General features: G+C 39.1%; 18 protein-coding genes. 8 read left to right on the plus strand and 10 right to left on the minus strand.

Annotated features, from left to right (window positions below; all coding sequences use genetic code 11):
• Positions 1-13 precede the first annotated feature (13 nt).
• Complete coding sequence (locus DMZ48_RS06215; RefSeq protein WP_143954246.1) at positions 14-1,144, plus strand: lactonase family protein; 1,131 nt, start codon at positions 14-16, stop codon at positions 1,142-1,144.
• Positions 1,145-1,162: 18 nt separating this feature from the next.
• Here DMZ48_RS06215 and DMZ48_RS06220 read toward each other — a convergent pair whose 3' ends face one another.
• Complete coding sequence (locus DMZ48_RS06220) at positions 1,163-2,068, minus strand: helix-turn-helix domain-containing protein (protein ID WP_143954247.1); 906 nt, start codon at positions 2,066-2,068, stop codon at positions 1,163-1,165.
• A 623-nt stretch (positions 2,069-2,691) separates the two neighbouring features.
• On the opposite strand from DMZ48_RS06220, the gene DMZ48_RS06225 reads away from it, so the two are divergent.
• Complete coding sequence (locus tag DMZ48_RS06225) at positions 2,692-3,675, plus strand: YitT family protein (protein ID WP_143954248.1); 984 nt, start codon at positions 2,692-2,694, stop codon at positions 3,673-3,675.
• 19 nt (positions 3,676-3,694) lie between these two features.
• On the opposite strand, the gene DMZ48_RS06230 is transcribed toward DMZ48_RS06225, so the two are convergent.
• The 3 genes from DMZ48_RS06230 to DMZ48_RS06240 are packed head-to-tail and all read right to left on the minus strand — an operon-like array spanning position 3,695 to position 5,903.
• The gene (locus tag DMZ48_RS06230; RefSeq protein ID WP_143954249.1) at positions 3,695-4,630 is read right to left on the minus strand and encodes a TerC family protein; all 936 of its coding nucleotides are present in this window, start codon (positions 4,628-4,630) and stop codon (positions 3,695-3,697) included.
• Positions 4,631-5,125, minus strand: coding sequence for a hydrolase (locus DMZ48_RS06235; RefSeq protein ID WP_143954250.1), 495 nt, complete (start codon positions 5,123-5,125; stop codon positions 4,631-4,633).
• A 13-nt stretch (positions 5,126-5,138) separates the two neighbouring features.
• Entirely contained in the window at positions 5,139-5,903 is a 765-nt protein-coding gene (locus DMZ48_RS06240) for an MBL fold metallo-hydrolase (protein ID WP_143954251.1), read from the minus strand.
• A gap of 83 nt (positions 5,904-5,986) precedes the next feature.
• Here DMZ48_RS06240 and DMZ48_RS06245 point away from each other — a divergent pair, with 83 nt between their 5' ends.
• Positions 5,987-7,441, plus strand: coding sequence for a nucleotidyl transferase family protein (locus DMZ48_RS06245; protein ID WP_143954252.1), 1,455 nt, complete (start codon positions 5,987-5,989; stop codon positions 7,439-7,441).
• A gap of 42 nt (positions 7,442-7,483) precedes the next feature.
• On the opposite strand, the gene bcp is transcribed toward DMZ48_RS06245, so the two are convergent.
• Complete coding sequence (bcp, locus tag DMZ48_RS06250) at positions 7,484-7,942, minus strand: thioredoxin-dependent thiol peroxidase (RefSeq protein ID WP_143954253.1); 459 nt, start codon at positions 7,940-7,942, stop codon at positions 7,484-7,486.
• A gap of 52 nt (positions 7,943-7,994) precedes the next feature.
• On the opposite strand from bcp, the gene DMZ48_RS06255 reads away from it, so the two are divergent.
• Positions 7,995-8,657 carry an endonuclease III domain-containing protein gene (locus DMZ48_RS06255; RefSeq protein ID WP_143954254.1) on the plus strand — a complete coding sequence of 221 codons (663 nt, stop codon included), beginning with the start codon at positions 7,995-7,997 and terminating at the stop codon, positions 8,655-8,657.
• 226 nt (positions 8,658-8,883) lie between these two features.
• Here the strand turns inward: DMZ48_RS06255 and DMZ48_RS06260 are convergent, their stop codons facing one another.
• The gene (locus DMZ48_RS06260) at positions 8,884-9,465 is read right to left on the minus strand and encodes an RNA polymerase sigma factor (protein WP_143954255.1); all 582 of its coding nucleotides are present in this window, start codon (positions 9,463-9,465) and stop codon (positions 8,884-8,886) included.
• A 235-nt stretch (positions 9,466-9,700) separates the two neighbouring features.
• Between DMZ48_RS06260 and uvrA the strand changes: the two genes are divergently transcribed.
• From uvrA to DMZ48_RS06275, 3 genes are all read left to right on the plus strand, one after another.
• Positions 9,701-12,484, plus strand: coding sequence for an excinuclease ABC subunit UvrA (gene uvrA / locus DMZ48_RS06265; protein WP_143954256.1), 2,784 nt, complete (start codon positions 9,701-9,703; stop codon positions 12,482-12,484).
• Between the two features lie 76 nt (positions 12,485-12,560).
• A complete protein-coding gene (locus DMZ48_RS06270; protein WP_143954257.1) occupies positions 12,561-13,055 on the plus strand; it encodes a hypothetical protein in 495 nt (164 codons plus the stop codon).
• Positions 13,056-13,356: 301 nt separating this feature from the next.
• Positions 13,357-14,475, plus strand: coding sequence for a hypothetical protein (locus DMZ48_RS06275; RefSeq protein WP_143954258.1), 1,119 nt, complete (start codon positions 13,357-13,359; stop codon positions 14,473-14,475).
• 45 nt (positions 14,476-14,520) lie between these two features.
• Here DMZ48_RS06275 and DMZ48_RS06280 read toward each other — a convergent pair whose 3' ends face one another.
• The 4 genes from DMZ48_RS06280 to DMZ48_RS06295 are packed head-to-tail and all read right to left on the minus strand — an operon-like array spanning position 14,521 to position 20,010.
• Positions 14,521-15,987 (minus strand): oligosaccharide flippase family protein, encoded by a 1,467-nt coding sequence (locus DMZ48_RS06280; RefSeq protein WP_143954259.1) that lies wholly within the window; start codon positions 15,985-15,987, stop codon positions 14,521-14,523.
• On the minus strand, positions 15,978-17,264 hold the full coding sequence (locus DMZ48_RS06285; RefSeq protein ID WP_143954260.1) for a glycosyltransferase: 1,287 nt from the start codon (positions 17,262-17,264) through the stop codon (positions 15,978-15,980). The genes DMZ48_RS06280 and DMZ48_RS06285 overlap by 10 nt, the downstream gene beginning before the upstream one ends.
• Before the next feature lie 5 nt (positions 17,265-17,269).
• Positions 17,270-19,708: a YfhO family protein gene (locus tag DMZ48_RS06290; RefSeq protein WP_143954261.1), complete on the minus strand. Its 2,439-nt coding sequence runs from the start codon at positions 19,706-19,708 to the stop codon at positions 17,270-17,272.
• A gap of 23 nt (positions 19,709-19,731) precedes the next feature.
• Positions 19,732-20,010, minus strand: coding sequence for a DUF4834 family protein (locus tag DMZ48_RS06295; protein ID WP_338420296.1), 279 nt, complete (start codon positions 20,008-20,010; stop codon positions 19,732-19,734).
• Positions 20,011-20,220: 210 nt separating this feature from the next.
• Between DMZ48_RS06295 and DMZ48_RS06300 the strand changes: the two genes are divergently transcribed.
• Entirely contained in the window at positions 20,221-21,183 is a 963-nt protein-coding gene (locus DMZ48_RS06300; protein WP_143954262.1) for a transporter, read from the plus strand.

The following is a 21,183-nucleotide window of genomic DNA, read 5'->3' on the forward strand; positions in this document are numbered from 1 at the left end:
TAAATTTTAAAATATGAGATACCATCCATTATTTCTTATAACTATTCTGATTACCTTATCCTGTAATGAACAAAAGCAGCCTAAGGAAACTTCTGAAAATTTAAACGGAGAAATGCCATTTTATATAGGAACATATACCGATCAGGAAAGCGAAGGTATTTATCATGCCACCTTAAGACACGATGGTACATTTACCAATCCCGTACTTAAGGGCGTTACTGAAAACCCATCCTTTATCACATTCAGTAAAGACCAGAACTATTTACTAGCCGTTAATGAAACGGATGGAGAAGATCATATGGGATCGGTCACTGCCTTCACCATTCAGGGCGATTCCCTGAAATTCAACAACACCAAACCTTCCGGCGGGGCGCACCCCTGTTATATCGCTATAAATGAGGAAGGTGTTGTACTTACCGCAAATTATACAGGTGGGAATTTGGGAGTACATCAACTAGATGATAAAGGTTATCTATCTGACCTAACCGATATCCAACAACATACCGGACAGGGTACAACAGCGAGACAAGAGGGACCACATGCACACACGGCACGATTTGTCAAAGGAACCAGAACCGTAATAGCCACAGACCTGGGCACCAATGAACTTTGGATCTCAACTTTGGAAGAAAAAGAAGGAAAGCCCGTTCTCGTATCTGAACGCAAGGTATTACTTATGGATGGAGCAGGACCACGCCATCTGAGCTTTCATCCCAACGGAAAATGGCTGTATGTTATCAATGAATTGAATTCTACAGTAAACCTCTTTTCCATGGAAACCTGGGATATGCTGCAAAATATTAGCACCTTACCGGAGGAATTTGAAGAAGAAAGCTACTGCGCAGATCTTCATATTACTAAAGATGGTAAATTTTTGTATGCCAGTAATCGTGGACACAACAGCATCACAATTTTTGCTGTGAACCCTGAAAACGGACAACTCACTACCGTTGGATATGAAGATGTAAAAGGGAATTGGCCAAGAAATTTCAGCCTTACGCCTGACGAAGCCTTTCTGGTAGTAGCCAATCAATATTCAGGAAACATTTGTAGCTTCAAGCGAGATTCAGAAGATGGCACTTTATCTTATATAAGCGCTATAGAGCTCTCAAGTCCGGTTTGTATCTTATTCGAAAGCAACTGATCTACTTTTGCATTTAATTTATCGGTCCATGAAGTATCGGTTTTGGAATTCTGAAGGAGACAGATTCTGAATACGCTTAAAGACTCGATTAAAATAAGATCTGTTTTCAAAACCACAACGAAGGTAAACTTCTTTGATACTAATTTCAGGGTCCCTCAATAATCGGGATGCCAGTTTTATACGTTCATTTATAATAAAATCGACAGGGGAAATACCAAACTCATTCTTGAAAACGCGGTGAAAATTGGATTCACTCATACAGGCTATATTACTGAGTTCTTCAACTTTAATTCCACGATGAAGATTCTGCCGGATATGATTTATGCAATATGCCATACGATTATTGCTAAAATTACCGTTTGAAAGCATCTCATGACGGTTATTATTTTGAAGTATACGCATGATAAGCTCACTAAGCATATTATCTATAAAAATATCCTTATGCGGATGCTCCTCCATAAACAGGTACATCAATCGGTGCAGGATATCATTGACAGCAATATCATTGGTGAAATGAAAGGTTTGCTCAACAAATTTCCATTCCTTATACCCTTCCTTAGGTAGGAAATAATTCATTTTTTCCACGACCTTATCTATCTTTTCCTTTGATATTGCATAGGCCAGACATTGCGTTGGATTTTCCATACTGGCCATAGGAAAATCAATCAACAATTCATGACCGGCAGGTATAATAACCGATTCTCCCGGATTAAATTCGAAGGAACTACCCGAATCCATATTGATCACCTTCTGTCCGGTCACCATAGTTCCGATAACCATCTCATCAAATTGAAAATGAAAATTATCGGCTTCTTCAAAAGTTTCAAAAATATGTAAAGACGCTTCATCCATATTAAATGAAGTCTTATTATCTATCATATCGGTAACTTTTCTGAATCGAAGATAGTTCGTGGGTAATTTCATGCCTGGCTTTTATATCACTTAAATATAGTTCATTTCGTTATATCGGTATCAGGAATCAATTTAAATAACTGAAATATAATCATTTACGATTAAATGCAACAAGTTTATAGTTTTTATCGATCACATAGTAGAATTGTTCAATAAATTAAGAGTATCGTTCAACATTCATCTAAAATGCTAGCAGTATATTTGAGTAAACCAAAAGCTTGAACATTCAGATTGAAAATCAATCACAAATTATTTAACAATAATTAATTTAAGTCAGTAGGTAATTCTCGGAAATTATTTAGTTGGTTTATTTCCGGTTTATTAGTTAGGTTGGGGCCTGTTTGCCAAAAGGCAAACAGGCTTTTTTAATGCTCACTTCACTGCACAGTAATACTAAATACTTTGGATCATGACCATTTGTTGTGGGTTAGGCAAAAATAATAGTTAGCCTGAATAAGAAGTATTCGTAAATATGAGGGATTAAGGATTAAGGATTAATTTATTCAATTCTCAACTTTCAATTCTTAACTCTTACTTTTTTGCGGTCATTGCCGTTTAATTTGTATGTCCTTTACCATCCATCCTCATCTCCCCTTTCTGATAATTAATATCTTTATAGAAATCAAAGGAATTATATGAATCCATTCTTTAAGCAATTTATTGTTGACCGTGTTATCAAGAATTATAAGAAACAGCAGGAAACGGGTAAAAAGGATCAGCGTTCTTTACGAAAACAAGTCGATGACAGATTTATAGAAGTAAGTCATGAGTTAACTGATTTCCTCTATATTTTTATCGGGGTAACGGCAGCTTCATTCGGGCTGAAGGGATTTTTATTGCCTAGTAATTTTATCGATGGAGGCGTCACAGGGATTTCACTTATTGTAAGCGCTCTCAGCAACGCTTCCTTATCATTACTGATCTTCCTGTTCAATCTCCCATTCATTGGTCTTGCCTATTTTGCGATCAGCAAACGTTTTGCCATAAAAAGCATTCTGGGCATCCTCCTGCTTTCTCTTGCCGTTCATTTTATACCCTTCCCCCCCATCACTGAAGACAAGATTCTCATCGCTGCCTTTGGCGGATTGTTTTTAGGCCTGGGCATCGGTATGGCGATTCGTGGAGGTGCGATCATCGATGGAACAGAAGTTTTGGCGATCTACATTAGTAGAAAATCTGTTTTATCTGTTGGGAGTGTAATTTTGATCTTTAACCTCTTTATCTTTTTAAGCGCAGCATACTTTCTATCTACTGAAACTGCCCTTTATGCGATCCTTACTTATTTCTCTGCTTCAAAAACCGTAGATTTCGTAATCGACGGGGTGGAAGAATTTATGGGTATTACCATCATCTCGGAAAAGAGTGATGAGATCCGAAAGGTCATCATCGAAAAAATGGGGAGAGGCTGTACCATCTTTAAAGGTCAGAATGGATATGCCCCGAATGGGATGCCGCTCAGGGATACTAATATCGTTTATACCGTAATTACACGATTGGAATATTCCAACTTTAAGACGGAGATCGACAAGGTCGATCGGAATGCTTTTATGGTGACTACCACTGTGAAGGATACTGAAGGAGGAATGATTAAAAAGAAGCCGATCAATAAAATCAAATGAGGAAAGAGATTCTTAGGTATTAATGCTGCTTCCATTTGGAGAAAAGAATCCCTCCGGCTAGTGATGCGATGATAACACCGAGAGAAATGATCTCTCCAATTTCCACTTTATGGGATATGATCATTTTAATACCTACAAAAGCGAGTATCACTACCAGACTGTATTTAAGGTAATGGAATTTACCCAGCATATTCGCTAAAAAGAAGTACATAGATCTTAATCCCAGAACCGCCATAATATTTGAAGTGAATACGATGAATGGTTCCGGAGTGATCGCCAGAATCGCAGGAATACTGTCTACTGCAAAAAGAATATCGGTAAATTCGATGATCAGCAGTGCGGCGAACAAAGGTGTAGCTGCCACTACTCCTTTCCGTTTTATAATAAATTTCTGTCCATACATATCTTTGGTTATCGGAATGAAGTTCCTGATAAACTTATACATGTTGGAATTTTTAAAGTTCTTGGTCTCCTCCTGATGTTGAAATAACATTCTTATGGCGGTAATGATAAGAAAGGCACCGAATACGTAAGTAGCCCAACTGAATTTCCTTATCAGAAACACACCGAAAAAGATCATTATAGAACGGAAGATAACTGCTCCCAGAATACCCCAGAAAAGCACTCTATGCTGATAGATCTTAGGTACACGAAAAGACGTAAATATAACCGCGATCACAAATATATTATCAACACTGAGTGATAATTCCACCAGATAACCGGTAATATATTTTATAAGAGCCTGATTCGGTGTCAAAGATGTGGGGTGTGGCAACCAGTCATTTTTATAAATGGCATAGACGGCCAGGGAAAACAACATCGCTACCGACACCCAGACGATAGTCCATATAGTAGCCTCCTTATTGGTGATCTCGTGAGCCTTGCTGTTGAAGACACCCAGATCCAACGCCAGAAAGACGATGATAAGTACTATGAAGGCCGACCAAACTATCATTTAACTTCTTGAATATAAAAGATGTGCTAGAGGTGTAAAAGTTACATCCATATTATCCTGTAACTGATACTCGATCAGTAACTCCCCCCAATATTTCCCATCCGAAAAATCACAAATAATCCATTTGTGGTTTAGCAATTTGATCTTATTGATCTTCATCGGAGATCCACTCATTCCGTCATAAGGAACCAATGGGTTATTCCCTTTTGTTTCATTCGTCTCCAATAATTTATCTGCTATATATCTCGAAGGATTTTCAATATTCCTGCCGTCATAATAAGCTAGTGCATCGTCATTGTTATCTAGTGAAAAATACTGCTGACTTATATTCTTCAGAATAAGTTGTTGAATACTATCTTCGAGTTTGGTATTCCGTTCAGAGAGTACTTCCATTTTATGTTGTTCATTTTCAAAATACCTGCTGGAACTCACATACTGATAAATGATGAAAAGCAAGGCGAAGAAAAACAGATACATGAAGATCTTTTGTTTCATAGTTCAATTAGGATTAAATATTGATGATAAGATTGTCATAGGCCAGATGCATTCCTTCAGGTAATTCCCTTTCCACTTGTTCATGGAATCCCAAAAGGGCACTGATATGTGTAAAATAGGTACGGTCTGCATTGACTTCTCTGGCAAACGCTATAGCTTCCTCCAGGTTAAAATGCGAATGGTGCGCCTCTTTTCTGAGTGCATTCACAACGAGCACCTTTACACCTTTCAATTTCGCCGTTTCTTCATCAGCCACCGATTTAACATCTGTAAGATAGGCAAAATCACCAAACCTGTACCCGAAAACCTGCAGGCGATTGTGTAATACGTTCACCGGGATCACTTCAAGACCATGAAGATTAACCGGTACATTATTAACCACCTCATTTTCACTTACAGCCGGTGCGCCGGGGTAACGATCTTTGGAGGCAAAGATATAATCAAACTTGATCCGAAGAGAATCGATAACTCTTTTATGTCCGTAAATGGGAATATCTCCTTGTCTGAAAAAGAAAGGTCGAATATCGTCAAGTCCCATAATATGATCGGCATGCTCATGAGTGAACAGAATACCGTCGATTCTTTTTACATCATTGGCCAGCATTTGTTGCCTGAAATCCGGGCCGCAATCGATCACATAACAATACTTCTCCCACTCCACCATCACCGAAACCCGTAAACGTTTGTCTTTGGGATCATTACTCTTGCAAACCGGATGATCACTACCGATAACCGGTATACCCTGTGATGTTCCTGTACCTAAGAAAGTAATCTTCAAAATGATATTTTTCCCAAATTTATTATTTATTATCAGAATAGCTTCATGAAACTTTTTTAACTTTGCCGTAAATAAAAGTTGCTATGCCGATAGTTTTAAAAGGAGATAAAAACTTTGAAAACATCCCTTCTCTCAAAGCCAAAGCTTTAAGGATCAATCTGAATGAAACTATTTATGGTACTTTTGCTGAAATTGGAGCCGGTCAGGAAACCGTGCGTCACTTTTTCAGGGCCGGTGGTGCTTCGGGTACCATAGCCAAAGCCATGAGTGCTTATGACAAATCGTTCAGTGATGCGATCTACGGTGCGGAAGAAGATGGTCGGTATGTGACCGAAATGCGCCTCAAAAAAATGCTTACCCATGAGATGAAACTCATGGAACAGCGAATTTCACGTAAAGAAAATCCCAATAAGATATTTTTCTCCTATGCCAATACGGTAGCTACCATTGACTTTGCAAAAAAGTTTAAAGGTCACGGTTGGGTAGGTATTAAATTTCAATTGGATCCTGAAGAAGATTATAATGAGATCATTCTTCATATACGTTTCAAACAAACCGAAGCACGTCTTCAACAGGAAACCCTGGGGATCGTCGGTGTTAACCTTATTTACGGTGCCTTCTACAAGAATCACAAACCTAAGAAGTTATTGAAGTATCTCTATGATCATATCGATATTGATACGATCGAGATCGATACGATCAATTTCTCCGGGCCCCGATTCAAAGATGTAGATAACCGTCTTATGAGTTTGCAGCTGGTGAAGAACAATATGACCGAAGCGGTTATGTTCGGCCCTGACGGTAACAATATACTGCCGGCAGCCATCCTTTATAAAAAGAACATTCTCGCCTTACGCGGTAGCTTCAGACCAGTTACCAAGGTAAATATGGACATGTATAAGAAGTCTTATGAGATCTTTATAAGAGAGAATAAGGTGGAAGTCGATAAAACCGTGGTAGTCTTTGAAATCACTTTATCCAACCTCCGGGCTGAGGGTGAGATCGACGAAGAGGATTTCATGGATCGTGCACGACTGCTTTGTTCGCTCGGACAAACCGTAATGATCTCAAATTTCCAGGAGTATTACAAACTGGTTGAGTATTTCTCCAATTACACCAAAGAGCGCATGGCGTTAACAATGGGGGTAAACAACCTGATCGACATCTTTGATGAAAAATATTACCGACACCTTAGTGGCGGTATTCTGGAAGCGTTCGGTAAACTGTTCTATAAAGACCTTAAAGTTTACCTGTATCCGATGATCGATCCGGACACCGGACTTGTTATCACAAGCAACAACCTGAAAGTTCACCCCAGAATGAAGGAATTGTATAAATTCTTCAAGTATAATGGTAAGGTCGTGGATATCTTCGACTTTGAACAGGATATCCTGAGTATCTTCTCAAGAGAAGTGCTGAAATTGATCGCCAATGGAGAAGACGGATGGGAAGAAATGCTCCCTAAAGGTATCGCCGATCTGATCAAACAAAAGAATCTGTTCGACTATAAGCCTAAGAAATTAGCAGAGAAAAAATAAAAAAAAAGCCGGAATCAAATCCGGCTTTTTTTATGATTTATTTCAATCCTGCTCCAGCAATTGCGCTGCATGATCTTTGGTCTTCACCTTTTCAATAACCCTTTCCACTACTCCATTCTCATCGATCACAAAAGTTGTACGATGTATCCCGTCATAGGTCTTACCCATGAATTTTTTGGGTCCCCAGACACCAAAAGCATTGATCACCTCCTTATCTTCATCCGCCAGCAAAGGAAATGGAAATTCATATTTAGACTTAAAATTAGCTTGTCTCTTTTCAGAATCTGCACTTACTCCGAGCAAAGAATAACCGGCTTCGGTGAGTTCCGTATAGTTATCTCTAAGATTACAGGCTTCCGCAGTACATCCGGGTGTACTCGCCTTGGGATAGAAAAATACGATCAGTTTTTTTCCTCTGTAATCCTTTAAAGAGATCCGGTTACCATCCTGATCATTCACACTAAAATCGGGTACCTTATCTCCTGCTTTTAATAGGCTCATATACTGTTTCTTTTTTGATTATTATGCTATTTTTGTCTAAAAGTAATCATTAATGACCAAAGCAGAAAAGGTTCAGTTCACAATAGATACACTCGAAAGACTATATCCTGAAGTTCCCATCCCTTTAGACCATACCGACCCATACACGTTGCTTATTGCAGTGCTTATGTCTGCACAAAGTACCGATGTTAAAGTGAATCAGATCACTCCAATGTTATTCGACAGAGCTTCAAATCCCTGGCAAATGGCAAAACTTTCAGTAGATGAAATCCGGGACATCATCAAGCCTGTTGGTTTATCGCCGATGAAATCAAAAGGTATCTATGAACTATCACATATTCTCATCGATAAATATAACGGTGAAGTACCGGTAGACATGGAAGCTTTGGAGGCATTACCAGGTGTCGGTCATAAAACGGCTAGTGTCGTGATGGCTCAGGCTTTCGGCATTCCGGCTTTCCCGGTAGACACTCATATACACCGACTGATGTATCGTTGGAATCTTTCAAATGGAAAGAACGTGGTCCAGACCGAAAGAGATGCTAAAAGATTATTTCCGGAAGACAAGTGGAATAAATTACATTTACAGATCATTTTTTACGGAAGAGAATATTCTCCTGCAAGAGGATGGGATCTCGAGAAAGACATCATCACCAAAACGATCGGCCGTAAAAGTGTAATCAGCGAATATTATAAAAGCAAAAAGTCCCGATAAAATTTTACCGGGACCTTATGACAAGATTAGTTGTTGATAGATTCAAACTGCAACTTCTTGTAGTTAATAACACTTAAGGCTTTAGAATAATTAAGCAAGAAATCAATTGTTTCTTTTTTTGGTTTTAACGATGTTTCTTTAGAAAAATTCTCAGTGTAATAATGTGCCATGCTTTTGTGATTAGTATTAATTAAAAGCATAACGTGATATCCCCCCTGATATTGTGCTAATTAGTTAAAATAATATTATTTTTTTCTACTAATTTTCTGAGATTGATGATCGCATAACGCATCCTGCCTAAGGCTGTATTAATACTCACACCTGTCTTGTCGGCGATTTCCTTAAAACTCATATCCTTATACATTCGCATGATAAGAACTTCCCGTTGCTCCTCCGGTAAAACTTCGATAAGCTTTTGCACGTCCAATTCCACCTGATCCTTGATCAGCTGTCGTTCCGCATTCGGAGAAGGATCTCCTAACACCGAAAAGATATTGAAATCATCACTGCCTTGAAATTTCGGCATCCTGGAATTCCTTCGGAAATAGTCAATGATCAGATTATGTGATATTCGCATCACCCATGGTAAAAATTTACCTTCCTCGTTATACGCACCGCGTTTGAGCGTACGAATCACTTTAATAAAGGTGTCCTGAAAAATATCCTCCGCGACATCTTTGTCGTAAACTTTGGAATAGATAAAACTATATATTCTTTGTGAATGTCTGTCGATAAGGAGTTCTAATGCTTTTTCTTCGCCTTTAAGATAAAGCGTCACAAGGGCCGAGTCTTGAAGATTTTGATCCATAAAATTACTTTTAATAAAGGCTGCATACTTTGAGTAAGCAGGTTGGTTTTCTTTAAATGTTTAAAAGTAATTTTACGGTATAGGCGTTCTTAATTTTAAGTTTTGGTCAACCAAATATAACATTATTCTTCAGACATTCGCAAAATTTTTTTAGGATTTTTTTATAATACTTCTTTTACAATCCTAATGAAATCAGATGTATTAGATTGCTATCTTTGTGTTTTGTTAATTGCTTATGACCTCGATTTCCACATTAAATCCGAAAGAGAACATATTGATAAAGGGTGCCCGTTTACACAACCTTAAAAATATCGATGTTGCCATCCCGCGAAATAAACTGGTAGTAATTACCGGTCTTTCCGGAAGCGGAAAATCGAGTCTGGCATTTGACACACTCTATGCAGAAGGCCAGCGCAGATATGTGGAAAGTCTCTCCTCCTATGCACGTCAATTCCTTGGCAGACTCAATAAACCCAAGGTTGACTATATCCATGGTATAGCTCCAGCAATCGCGATTGAACAGAAGGTGAATTCTACCAATCCACGATCTACCGTTGGTACAAGTACTGAGATCTATGATTATCTGAAACTGTTATTTGCACGTATCGGAAGAACCTATTCTCCCGTATCAGGTAAAGAAGTTAAGAAACATTCAGTTACGGATGTTTTAAACTTTATCAAAGGTTTTCCGGAGGCTACTCGTCTTTTACTGATGGCTCCGGTTCATATTCCAAAAGACCGGGATGTAGCGAAAACACTGGGAATACTGGCCCAACAAGGGTATGCACGGATCAAACATAATGACAAGGTAATCCGTATCGATGAAATCGAAGGAGAACTGGATAACGATTTCCTGCTCGTGATCGACCGTATCGTACTCAAGGATGATGAAGATTACCATAATCGTATTGCTGATTCCATAGGTACTGCATTTTTCGAAGGAAAAGGTGAATGTATCATCGAGGAAGTTGACGGTGGAAAGAAACACCATTTCAGCAATAAGTTTGAACGCGATGGCCTACAATTTCTGGAACCCAATGTCCACCTGTTCAGCTTCAATAATCCTTATGGTGCCTGTCCAAAATGTGAGGGTTATGGAGATGTGATCGGATTAGATGAAGATCTTGTAATCCCTAACACAGGACTCTCGATATATGAGAATGCGATCTTTGCCTGGCGTGGTGAAAGTATGAGCTGGTACCGTGATCAATTGGTGAACAATGCCTATAAATTTGATTTTCCCATTCACAAGCCCTGGTATCAGCTTACCGATGCTCAAAGGGCCCTAGTCTGGAAAGGAAATAAATATTTCACCGGGCTGAATGACTTTTTTAAAGAGTTAGAAGAAAAAAGTTATAAGATACAGAATCGGGTAATGCTCTCGAGATACCGGGGAAAAACAAAATGTGATCTTTGTAACGGTAGTCGTCTACGTGAGGAAGCTTCTTACGTAAAGGTTGGCGGTGAAACGATCACAAAATTGGTAGAACTCCCACTCCATCACCTCGAAAAATTCTTTACCGAGCTCCAACTCAATGAATATGAAGAACATGTCGCCAAGCGACTTTTAAAAGAGATCAGAAACCGTATAGGATTCCTGATGGACGTCGGATTGGAATATCTTACACTGAACAGAAAATCCAATACCCTGTCCGGTGGTGAATCGCAACGTATCAATCTCGCCACTTCACTGGGAAGCAGCCTGGTTGGCTCCATGTATATTTTAGACGAACCCAGTATCGGCCTCCACCCAAAGGATACTACCAAACTGATAAAGGTACTTAAATCCTTAAGAGATCTTGGAAATACGGTTATCGTAGTCGAACATGACGAGGAGATCATGAAAGCTGCTGATGAGATCATCGATATCGGTCCTGAAGCCGGAACATTAGGCGGAGAGGTTGTCGCAGCCGGAACTTACGAGGAGATCCTTAAAATGGATACCCTGACAGCACGATATTTGAACGGGAAAGATCAAATCGAAATACCTACTCGCAGAAGAGAATCCAAAAATCATATTTTGATCGAAGGTGCCCGTCAGAACAATCTGGACAATATTGATGTTGATTTTCCCCTGAACTGTCTTACAGTGGTCACAGGAGTTTCAGGAAGTGGTAAAAGTACACTGGTAAAAAAGATCCTTTATCCGGCTATTCTCAAGGAAATCGGCGGATATGGTGAAAAGGCAGGACAATTTACTGCGATCTCAGGAAGCTATAAAGAGCTGAAGCTGGTGGAATTCGTTGATCAAAATCCCATCGGACGATCATCAAGGTCGAATCCTGTAACTTACATCAAAGCTTATGATGAAATTCGATCGCTTTTCGCTTCTCAAAAACTAGCCAAATTAAGAGGTTACCAGCCGAAACACTTCTCATTCAATGTCGAAGGCGGAAGGTGTGAAACCTGTAAAGGTGAAGGTGAAGTGACGATCGAAATGCAGTTCATGGCAGATGTTCACCTTCCTTGTGAAACCTGTAACGGAAAACGATTCAAAAAGGATATTCTGGAAGTTAAATTCAACGATAAGAACATCTTTGATATCCTCGAACTAACGATCGATGATGCTGTGGATTTCTTTACCGCGAACAGTGAAAAGAAAATCATGAAAAAACTTAAACCGTTGCAGGATGTCGGCCTTGGCTATGTCACTTTAGGACAGTCCTCCTCTACTCTTTCCGGAGGTGAAGCTCAGCGGATTAAACTGGCTTCTTTCCTCGTCAAGGGAAATACCAGCGAAAAAGCGCTCTTTATCTTTGATGAACCTACCACAGGACTTCATTTTCATGATATCAAAAAATTATTGAAATCCTTTGAAGCTTTGATCGAAAAAGGGCATTCAATCATAGTAATCGAACATAACATAGATCTAATTAAATGTGCTGATCACATTATCGATCTGGGACCTGAAGGAGGTGAAAAAGGAGGTAGATTAATCGCTCAGGGCACTCCTGAAGAAGTAGCCAACCATAAAGATAGTTTTACCGGACACTATTTAATCGAAAAATTAAGATATTAATCCTGATTAAATTCATTTTTGAGGAATAAATGGCATATTATTTGTTGAGAATAATCCGACAAATCATACATTGAATATGCCAATTAAATTCTTATGCTGTCTCTTCTGTATCGCTTTATTTCAGCCGATTTCAGCCGAAACATCAACTACCGAACCTTTTGGGAAAACATTAACCCGTGATTACCATTTTTTTAAGGGATTACCTATTATTTTTACCATAGATGAAATTGAGTTTCAATTGAATCAGGATGGCCAAATCAATTATGCCCTACCCTTTAATGCCCAGCTGCATTACTTCAATTGGAAATACATCGGTAGAACAGGAAATGAACTCGAATACGACACCACCGGAAGAATTACCCGGATAAATAATATCGGAATTGAGTATCAACCTGACGGAAAAGTAAAGAGAATTGGAATTTTAAAAGTATATTACGATCAGATCACAGGAGCACCTGTTCAGATAGGTCCCCGAAAAATAGATTATGAACTTAATAAAATAACAAAGCATTATGGAAATACTGATCCCGACAATTTTATTTTTATTGGTGACTGGAATATTTATCAATAAACCAAAACGAGTTTTGAAACCCGTTAAAGTATACGCAAGATCTAAAAAATATTAGTTGATTATTTTGGTTGGTTAGTTAGTTTGAAAGTGCTGTGGATTGCTAAATTCACAGCACTTTTTTTATGAAATTAATTTACCGATCCTGCATTCATTCCTACACTTCTGACTCCTTTTTTAAAATATGTTATTTTAAATAATTGATAATCAATCATTTATGTGACATTTTATATTTTGGCACGCTGTTTGATTCTTAGTTGACAGATCGATCTTTAGATTGTAGAACATTTAAAAGCCCGCAACTATGAAACAAATAATCATCACTCTGATAACCGTATTACTTACCGGAAGTACCGGTATGGCAAATACAAATTCCCATACAGCAGAAATGCTTACCTACGGCTATAACAATTCTATCATCTTTACGGAAGCTGGTGTTACCTTTTCAGTGTATCCGGATGGAGAATTCGATTTTTTTATCGACAATCCCGCTTATGTTGGAGCCTCCTTCTCAACCGGTAACGTAAATATCAGCTTTAATTCCGGTTATAATTATAATGCTTATGTGCAGTACGATGACTATGGAGCAGTTATCCAGGTCGAGAATACTCCGATCTATTATGATTACTACGGAAGAGTAGCACGAATCGGATCTGTTGCGATCAATTACAGAAATAACCGACTTTACAGAGTTGGGGGTCTGAATATCTATTATAACGCTTATGGTGGATTTGCCAGATTCAACGGATACATCAATGTTTATAACCGTGGATTTAATTACAGACCCTATTATAACTATTTCTGCAGACCAGCTGTTAACCTGTGTATGGTGAATTACAGCCCCTACAGAAGATATTATCGTCCGGTTCGATATACGTATTACAGACCATACATGAATAACCACAGAAATAGTTATGCTCATGTAGGTAAAACCTACAAATACAAAACGAATAACACAAGAAGACCTATTTATGTAAATGACAAGCGTGTGGTGAACCGAAGAGATGCCAGCTTCCGTAAGGAAAGTGCCTATGACACCAGAAGACGAAGCAGCAATACTGTTGGTAAAGCAGACAACCGTAACAATAACAGAACGGTTATTACCAGAAATGATTCCAGAAGATCTGTTTCAACGAGTTCAAACAACAACCACGTAACCAACAGAAATTCTCAAACCGTAAGAAGTAACAATAACAGAAATTCAGGTAATGTACGTGCAAAAGCACCCCAAAACAACCGAGTTGTTACACGTACTACTACCACTACGGTAAAAAAATCAAAAACGGTAACACCACAAAGAAAATCTGTTTCTACGCCTTCAAGAAGAGAAACGACAAAACGTTCCTCAGGAGCAAGAGAAGCTTCCGCTTCAAGAAACAGTTCGGGAAGCACTTCCTCCAGAAGAGGAGGTGGAAGAGGATAATTCCCAATTACTGTTCAGAATTTGATTTATATCGGGTCCGCGATGCTATCGCGGACCTTTTTTTTGAAGATACCTGTCAGCGAGTCCTTTTAACTCCTCTGATATTCCAAAATAGTAGACAACGAATATATATATTAGGGAAATCAGTGCTGACTTCAGAATGATATTCAACAAGGGGTGCCATGGAAAATCCCAAAAATAGAATAAGGGGAACATGCCGCATATCAGTAAACCTATCCATAAGGTCGCTCTGGTAAAAGGTTGCATCTTCATTTTAAAATGAACATACCATAATTTTAAAGCATTATAACTTAAAAACGAAAGCATCGTTGCGAAAGCCGCTCCATAAATTCCCCATATCGGAATAAAGATCATATTCAGTACCACGGTGATCACTGCAAGGAAAATCCCAAACATGAGTACCATTCTGTAAAAATCTGAATTGAACAGTATCGCATTATTAATACCGGTTAGGTTATCAGACAGTTTAGCGACTGCAATTAAGAAGACTACCAGCAATCCTCCCTTGTAAGATTCCGGGATCATCTCATAAAGTTCATGAATATTCAGCATGATCAATAAAAAAATCAATCCTCCCACGATAAAAAGATTCAGGGAACTTTTTCGATAGAGATCCAACAGTTCCTTGTAATTCCGATTGTTCATCAATTCGGAGGTCATAGGTGTGGTTATCTGAAGTAAAGCTCTGGAAGGAACCGCAATCACGATCGCGATATAAACCGCTACCGAATAGTAGGCTACATTCTCTATCTCCTTATAATTTCCGATCATCACCTTATCGATATCCAACAGTATCACAGAAACCGATCCAGCCAATATCATTACGATCCCATAACGAAAAACACTATTGAAATTGGAAGGTAATCCCAGGTTAAATCGAGGTCTTTTAATGAGTACTGCACTTATCATCATCAGGAACAATCGCAGCACATAGGAGAGTGTAAAAGCTACCACGAAACCATCGAAATCCAGTATTTTAAAATATACAAGAATTAGCAGGATGGAAGCGATCACTCGTGGATATACTTCCTTAAGAAAATTTCCATAAACCGTCTTCATATGTACACGGGTCCAGGAATAAAATATCTCGAAATACGCCAAGGTAAAAGCAATTACGAAAATGGTCCATACATACCCATCCACAATAGGATTTTTCTCCGACAGCAATTCCGTGATCATTTGGTAACCAAAAAGTCCGATAAGTCCAATAGGAATTATTACCAGCAATGGCAGGAAGACGACAGTAGTTACAAACTTCTGTCGTTCCTCCTCATTCTTATAATAAGAAAAGAACTTTACCATGGTATTATGTACACCAAAAGCCATCAAAGGCATCATAATGTTTGCTGCAGAGAAAAGGTAACCAACAAGACCGTAATATTCATCACTTAAGAAATGCGTATACAGAAACAGAGTATTCACAGCGCCCACCACAAAACCTGCATAGGTGATGATCAAATTCTTTAAAGATTGTTTAATTACTATTCCCATGAGCCTTTTATTAATTCAGCTAATTTCGAGGTTAACGATCTGCGTGTATAACCTTCGATATCTCCGGAAATTTCTGCATTAAGTCCACTTTTATAACGCTCAAAGTTCGTTTTAATAAATTTTAATATAGATGCTTCATCAGTATACGTAAAACAAGCTCCTATACCTGATTCCTGAATAAGTTGCTTTACTTCCCACCCATCAGGACCAATAGCCAATACAGGCCTCCTGGCAGACATATATTCGAAAACCTTACCAGGAATGATACCTTTAGTTTGCGGCGAATCGATCTCAAGCAGCAATAATACGCGAGACGTTTGCTGAAGTTCCAATGCCTTTTCATGAGAAACATATCCCATATAAGTAGTATACCCCTCTAATCCGGCTTTGCCGATTGAAGATCTTACGTCATCACTAACCGCTCCCGCTAAAACCAAATTAAATGCATTTGCGAATTCAGGGTCTTCCGATATCAGCAAACTGAGGGCATTCCACAAGAGCTGTGGATCTCTTCCTGTAAGTAAGGATCCAATATGACCTATTTGGAATTTTAATGCGGGCTTCTTCAAATTATTCAATGGCTCAAAACCATTAGTGATCACAGTGATATCTGCAGGGGCAATTTCATTGAACTCCCTTGCAGTGGTATTTGAAGTCGTTATCACTTTGTCTGCCTTGGTTAAAACTTCCTTTTCCAGCCTTTCATGCCTGGCAGCAGCTCTTCCACCTAACCTGAGCTTATCATGATATCCGATATTGGTCCAGGGATCCCGAAAATCAGCGATCCAACGCAATTCCATTAGAGACTTTAACCGTAATCCGATCAAATGGAGGCTATGGGGCGGACCTGTGGTTATGATCGTATCAATCCCTTCCTTTTCGATATAATCTTTTAGAAAATGTACCGAAGGCTTCACCCATAACACCCTTGCATCGGGTATAAAAATATTTCCGCGTACCCACAACAAAAATTTCTCAGGCAGTGATTGTTTCTTTTGACTGATCATGCCTTTACTTATGGAACGCGTCTTTTTATTTGAAAAAAAAGAAGCCAATCTATAAGGCTCCCTGATCGGCTGACTGATCATTGTAATATCCTTCGTAGGCACCTCCTTTATAAAAGTTTCATCAAGGATCGGATAGGTTGGGTTCTCAGGAATATAAACTACCGGATGTATTTGAAATTCCGGAAGATATTTAACGAATTTAAGCCATCGTTGTACTCCTGGCCCTCCAGCAGGTGGCCAATAATATGTTATGATCAGTACCTTCTTCATAAGGGTTAAACGGTCGCATCCTCCTTTTTACCTATTCCCCGGTAAATTCCAAAGATCAGCAATAGAAACAAGACAACCGTACTACCTAAAGCGATTCTACTACCGGATGTAACCACATCAGGATCGAAGGTAAAGGTAATCTCATGCGAACCTGCAGGAATTTCCAGGGCGCGAAGTGCATGATTTACACGAAACTCGGTAGCTTCCTCCCCATCGATGGTTACTTTCCACCCATGCGGATAATACATTTCCGAAAAGACTGCAAGTCCTGTATTTGAATTTTTTGAAGTATATACCAATTTATCCGGTTCATAGGTTTTAAGTGATATTGTCGCCGTTGAATCAACATTATAAGAATCCTTTAAACCAGCAAGATCAGGAAAGGCAGCGGTATTCAGTATTGCTGAGGAACTTAGATCAACACTATCCATTAACTGCATTCCTGCATCGGCATTAGGCGCTTTAATCAATCGATCGACAAACCAGGCATTTCCAAACGCATAAGGATTGCGCGCCGGATAAACCTGACCTTTATCGTTCTTGGTTTTGATGTATCGTACATTCAACATATTCAGAACAGCCATATTATTATTAGCTACCTGATATTCAAAAAGCTCTTGTAAACGCTTAGGTTTTGCAGCATGATAACCTCCGATCGAATTATGAAAATAAGAGGTTCTGGCTCCGTTCAGGCCTTCCTGAGGATCAAATACTCTGAAGTACCCTGTATCCTTTGTGATCTCTTTATCTGCAAAATCTTCCTGAAATGGCTTCTGATAAACTCTTGAACTCACAAAGTCATCTCCGTTGACATAACGACGGTCTACTCCTGCCAGATCGTACACGATCAGCACTCCGATACATAGTAGTACCAGATTTACCTTCAGTTTATCTTTTAAATAAAACCAGAGAGTACCAAAAGCAATTGCCAGTAATAGTAAGCTTCGGAAGAGGTCTTCATTATAAATGGCTTTTCGATCACTTCGGATCACATCGATGAATTCCTGGCCATAGTTCTGTGCATATATCGCATCATGCGGACCATTGAAACCAAAGCTTCCTTTTAAGAGGAATAACAATACAATACAACCTCCAAGAATTCCTCCTCCGTATAAAAGACTTTGCATCTTAAGTGCTTTATCGATATTGGTATCCATTAATTTTGATAACGTCACGATAGCGAGTACCGGAAAACACAATTCCAAAATCACCTGAATCGAAGTTATCGCTCTGAATTTGTTATACATAGGAAAATAGTCGATCATCAGATCAGTAAGGATGCTGAAATTATGTCCCCACGACAATAATAAGGATAATACACTTCCACCCAGGAGCCACCATTTCAATCGTCCTTTAACTAGGAAAAGTCCGGTAAGAAACAAAAAGAATATAACCACCCCCACATAGGCCGGACCTGCCACTCCTGGCTGATCACCCCAGTACATCGGTAATGATTTACTAAAATCAAGGGCCTGAGCCGGATCTACTCCCCGATTCGTAAGAAAGGTATAGGTTTTGGATCCTTTACCCAGATTTTCCTGATCACTTCCTCCAAAAAGCCTTGGAATAAACAAGTTCAGAGATTCGGTAATTCCGTAGCTATAGGTAGTGATATAATCTTTATCAAGACCGCTGGTCGATTCCTTTAAGCTGCCATCGGGATTTAGTGTAAGATCACTTTGACCCCTCGTACTCCAATCGGCATATTCGCGGGTCGCCATGATATTGGTCGCATTTGTTCCTATTGAAATAACTACAGCTGCCGCGAGTATTCCGGTAGCCTTGAAAAAATGCGATAATTCTTTCTTTCTATAAGCATCTACAAGATAGGCTACCCCCAATACCAGTACTAACAGTAAGAGGTAATAGGTCATTTGAAAGTGATTCGCATTGATCTCGAGTGCCATGGCAAATGCAGTGAGCAGGAATCCGGCGAGATAACGTTTACGGTAACATAAAATGATCCCGGCAAGTACCCATGCAAAGTACCCGACGGCATGTGCCTTAGCATTATGCCCTACGCCAAGAATAATTATCAGATATGATGAAAATCCAAAAGCCAGCGCCCCGATTAGAGATAATTTCCAATCTACTTTGAGCACGAGCATAAGCAAATAAAAACCAACGAAGTAAAGAAAAAGATAATCTGCCGGTCTTGGCAAAAACCGTATGGACTTATCGAGCTTCTTGATATAATTATTAGGGTAATTCGCCCCCAGCTGATAGGTTGGCATACCGGCAAAAGCACTATTAGTCCAGTATGACTCATGCCCTGTACTTTCCTTTAGGTCATTCCTTTCCTTCGACATTCCGATATATTGAACTATATCACTTTGAAGAATCTGTTTCCCCTGAAGTACCGGGGAAAAATAAAGTAAGGATATAACGGTAAATAACAGTAACACCAATAGATGGGGTACTGCCTTTTTAAGTTGGTCAGTCATTAAAAAAGTATTGTTCGGTTTAGTTAGTCAATTTCTTCAAATTCGATATATTCTCCAACTTTTCCTGAAGAATTTTTACGGCTGTCATTTTGTGGAGCATGGTCTATAACGGTCTCCCCCTGCTGTGCCCCGCTGGCGGACTGTTGTTGATATTGCTGATATTGTTCGAATTTCTGCCTTACTTTAGTTTCCATCTTCTTCGAAGCATATTTCAAAAGCATCGGACCGAAGAGTCTGGCGAGTATTTTAACCCCGTAATAGATCAGTAAAATGATTAAAATCGTTATTAAAATCTGCATCATTTGTATATTTATGAATAGTCAAAAATACGATAGATTCATGGGAATCGCAGATTTACTCACTTAAAAAAATAATAAAATAGTGGTTTTACTGTTTATTTCGTTAATTGATAATCTGTTAATTAGTAAGTAAAACCATCATTAAATTGAACTAATACCAAAAAATTGATGCAAAAAATCCTATTTTCGTCCAATCATAAACCCAAATCAATTATGAAACCTAGCTTATTTCTTGGTCTGGCGATATTCCTGATCGCTTCTACCGGTTATGCGCAATATACCGACGTTATAAACTCTAATCGCCCCGGAAGTTCTTATAGTGCCTATGCCGTAGGCACGAATGTACTTCAGGTTGAAGGCGGGCTATTCTATGATCACCGGGATCACAGCGGACTTAACACTACCGCAAACCAATTCGGTTTAAATTATGTGGTTCGATACGGATTATTTTTCGAACAGCTGGAGATTATTCTGGATGGTTCTTATGCTTACGAAAAAGTAAAGGATCATTCGACACTACCCGAGTATTCCTATAATCAAAGTGATTTTCAAAGCAACACGATCGGAGCAAAATATCTGATCTATGATCCCTTCAAAAAGAATAATACTCCCAACCTTTACAGCTGGAAGGCTAATAATACTTTCCAATGGAAAAACCTTATCCCTGCAATAGCGGTATATGCGGGTGCAAATTTCAATTTCGGAGATAACCCGTTTCACCCGGAAGATCCTACGGTAAGTCCGAAGGTTATGTTAGCCACTCAGCATCACCTTACACCAAAATGGGTGTTGGTCACCAACCTGATCTATGATAAATTCACCGGAGACGATCCGCTTTTTAACTACATCATCACCCTTACCCATGCGCTCAATGACAGAAGATACACGGTATTTGCGGAACATCAGGGTTATAAGAGTGATCTTTATGGTGATGGAGTGTTTCGTGTGGGAGCAGCACGTTTAATCGGAACCGACCTGCAAGTAGACGCTGCTTTAGGGACGAACATAAAAGACACCCCTAAACGGTATTTCGGTTCGATAGGCCTATCCTGGAGATGGGACAAACATAAGGATAAGGCCGTAGACGTTGACAATATCTCTAACCAGGAGAAAAGAGCCATTAAAAAACGTAACAGAAAGAACAAAAAGGGTATTTTTGAGATCGACGAAAACTAA

It is taken from the genome of Robertkochia solimangrovi, from assembly GCF_007279655.1.
Lineage (GTDB): Bacteria > Bacteroidota > Bacteroidia > Flavobacteriales > Flavobacteriaceae > Robertkochia > Robertkochia solimangrovi.

Excerpts from the sequence above, each read along its gene's own strand:
- DMZ48_RS06215 (WP_143954246.1), top strand. The coding sequence starts at position 14 with ATGAGATACCATCCATTATTTCTTATAACTATTCTGATTACCTTATCC.
- DMZ48_RS06220 (WP_143954247.1), bottom strand. The coding sequence starts at position 2,068 with ATGAAATTACCCACGAACTATCTTCGATTCAGAAAAGTTACCGATATG.
- DMZ48_RS06225 (WP_143954248.1), top strand. The coding sequence starts at position 2,692 with ATGAATCCATTCTTTAAGCAATTTATTGTTGACCGTGTTATCAAGAAT.
- DMZ48_RS06230 (WP_143954249.1), bottom strand. The coding sequence starts at position 4,630 with ATGATAGTTTGGTCGGCCTTCATAGTACTTATCATCGTCTTTCTGGCG.
- DMZ48_RS06235 (WP_143954250.1), bottom strand. The coding sequence starts at position 5,125 with ATGAAACAAAAGATCTTCATGTATCTGTTTTTCTTCGCCTTGCTTTTC.
- DMZ48_RS06245 (WP_143954252.1), top strand. The coding sequence starts at position 5,987 with ATGCCGATAGTTTTAAAAGGAGATAAAAACTTTGAAAACATCCCTTCT.
- bcp (WP_143954253.1), bottom strand. The coding sequence starts at position 7,942 with ATGAGCCTATTAAAAGCAGGAGATAAGGTACCCGATTTTAGTGTGAAT.
- DMZ48_RS06255 (WP_143954254.1), top strand. The coding sequence starts at position 7,995 with ATGACCAAAGCAGAAAAGGTTCAGTTCACAATAGATACACTCGAAAGA.
- DMZ48_RS06260 (WP_143954255.1), bottom strand. The coding sequence starts at position 9,465 with ATGGATCAAAATCTTCAAGACTCGGCCCTTGTGACGCTTTATCTTAAA.
- uvrA (WP_143954256.1), top strand. The coding sequence starts at position 9,701 with ATGACCTCGATTTCCACATTAAATCCGAAAGAGAACATATTGATAAAG.
- DMZ48_RS06270 (WP_143954257.1), top strand. The coding sequence starts at position 12,561 with ATGCCAATTAAATTCTTATGCTGTCTCTTCTGTATCGCTTTATTTCAG.
- DMZ48_RS06275 (WP_143954258.1), top strand. The coding sequence starts at position 13,357 with ATGAAACAAATAATCATCACTCTGATAACCGTATTACTTACCGGAAGT.
- DMZ48_RS06280 (WP_143954259.1), bottom strand. The coding sequence starts at position 15,987 with ATGGGAATAGTAATTAAACAATCTTTAAAGAATTTGATCATCACCTAT.
- DMZ48_RS06285 (WP_143954260.1), bottom strand. The coding sequence starts at position 17,264 with ATGAAGAAGGTACTGATCATAACATATTATTGGCCACCTGCTGGAGGG.
- DMZ48_RS06290 (WP_143954261.1), bottom strand. The coding sequence starts at position 19,708 with ATGACTGACCAACTTAAAAAGGCAGTACCCCATCTATTGGTGTTACTG.
- DMZ48_RS06295 (WP_338420296.1), bottom strand. The coding sequence starts at position 20,010 with ATGATGCAGATTTTAATAACGATTTTAATCATTTTACTGATCTATTAC.
- DMZ48_RS06300 (WP_143954262.1), top strand. The coding sequence starts at position 20,221 with ATGAAACCTAGCTTATTTCTTGGTCTGGCGATATTCCTGATCGCTTCT.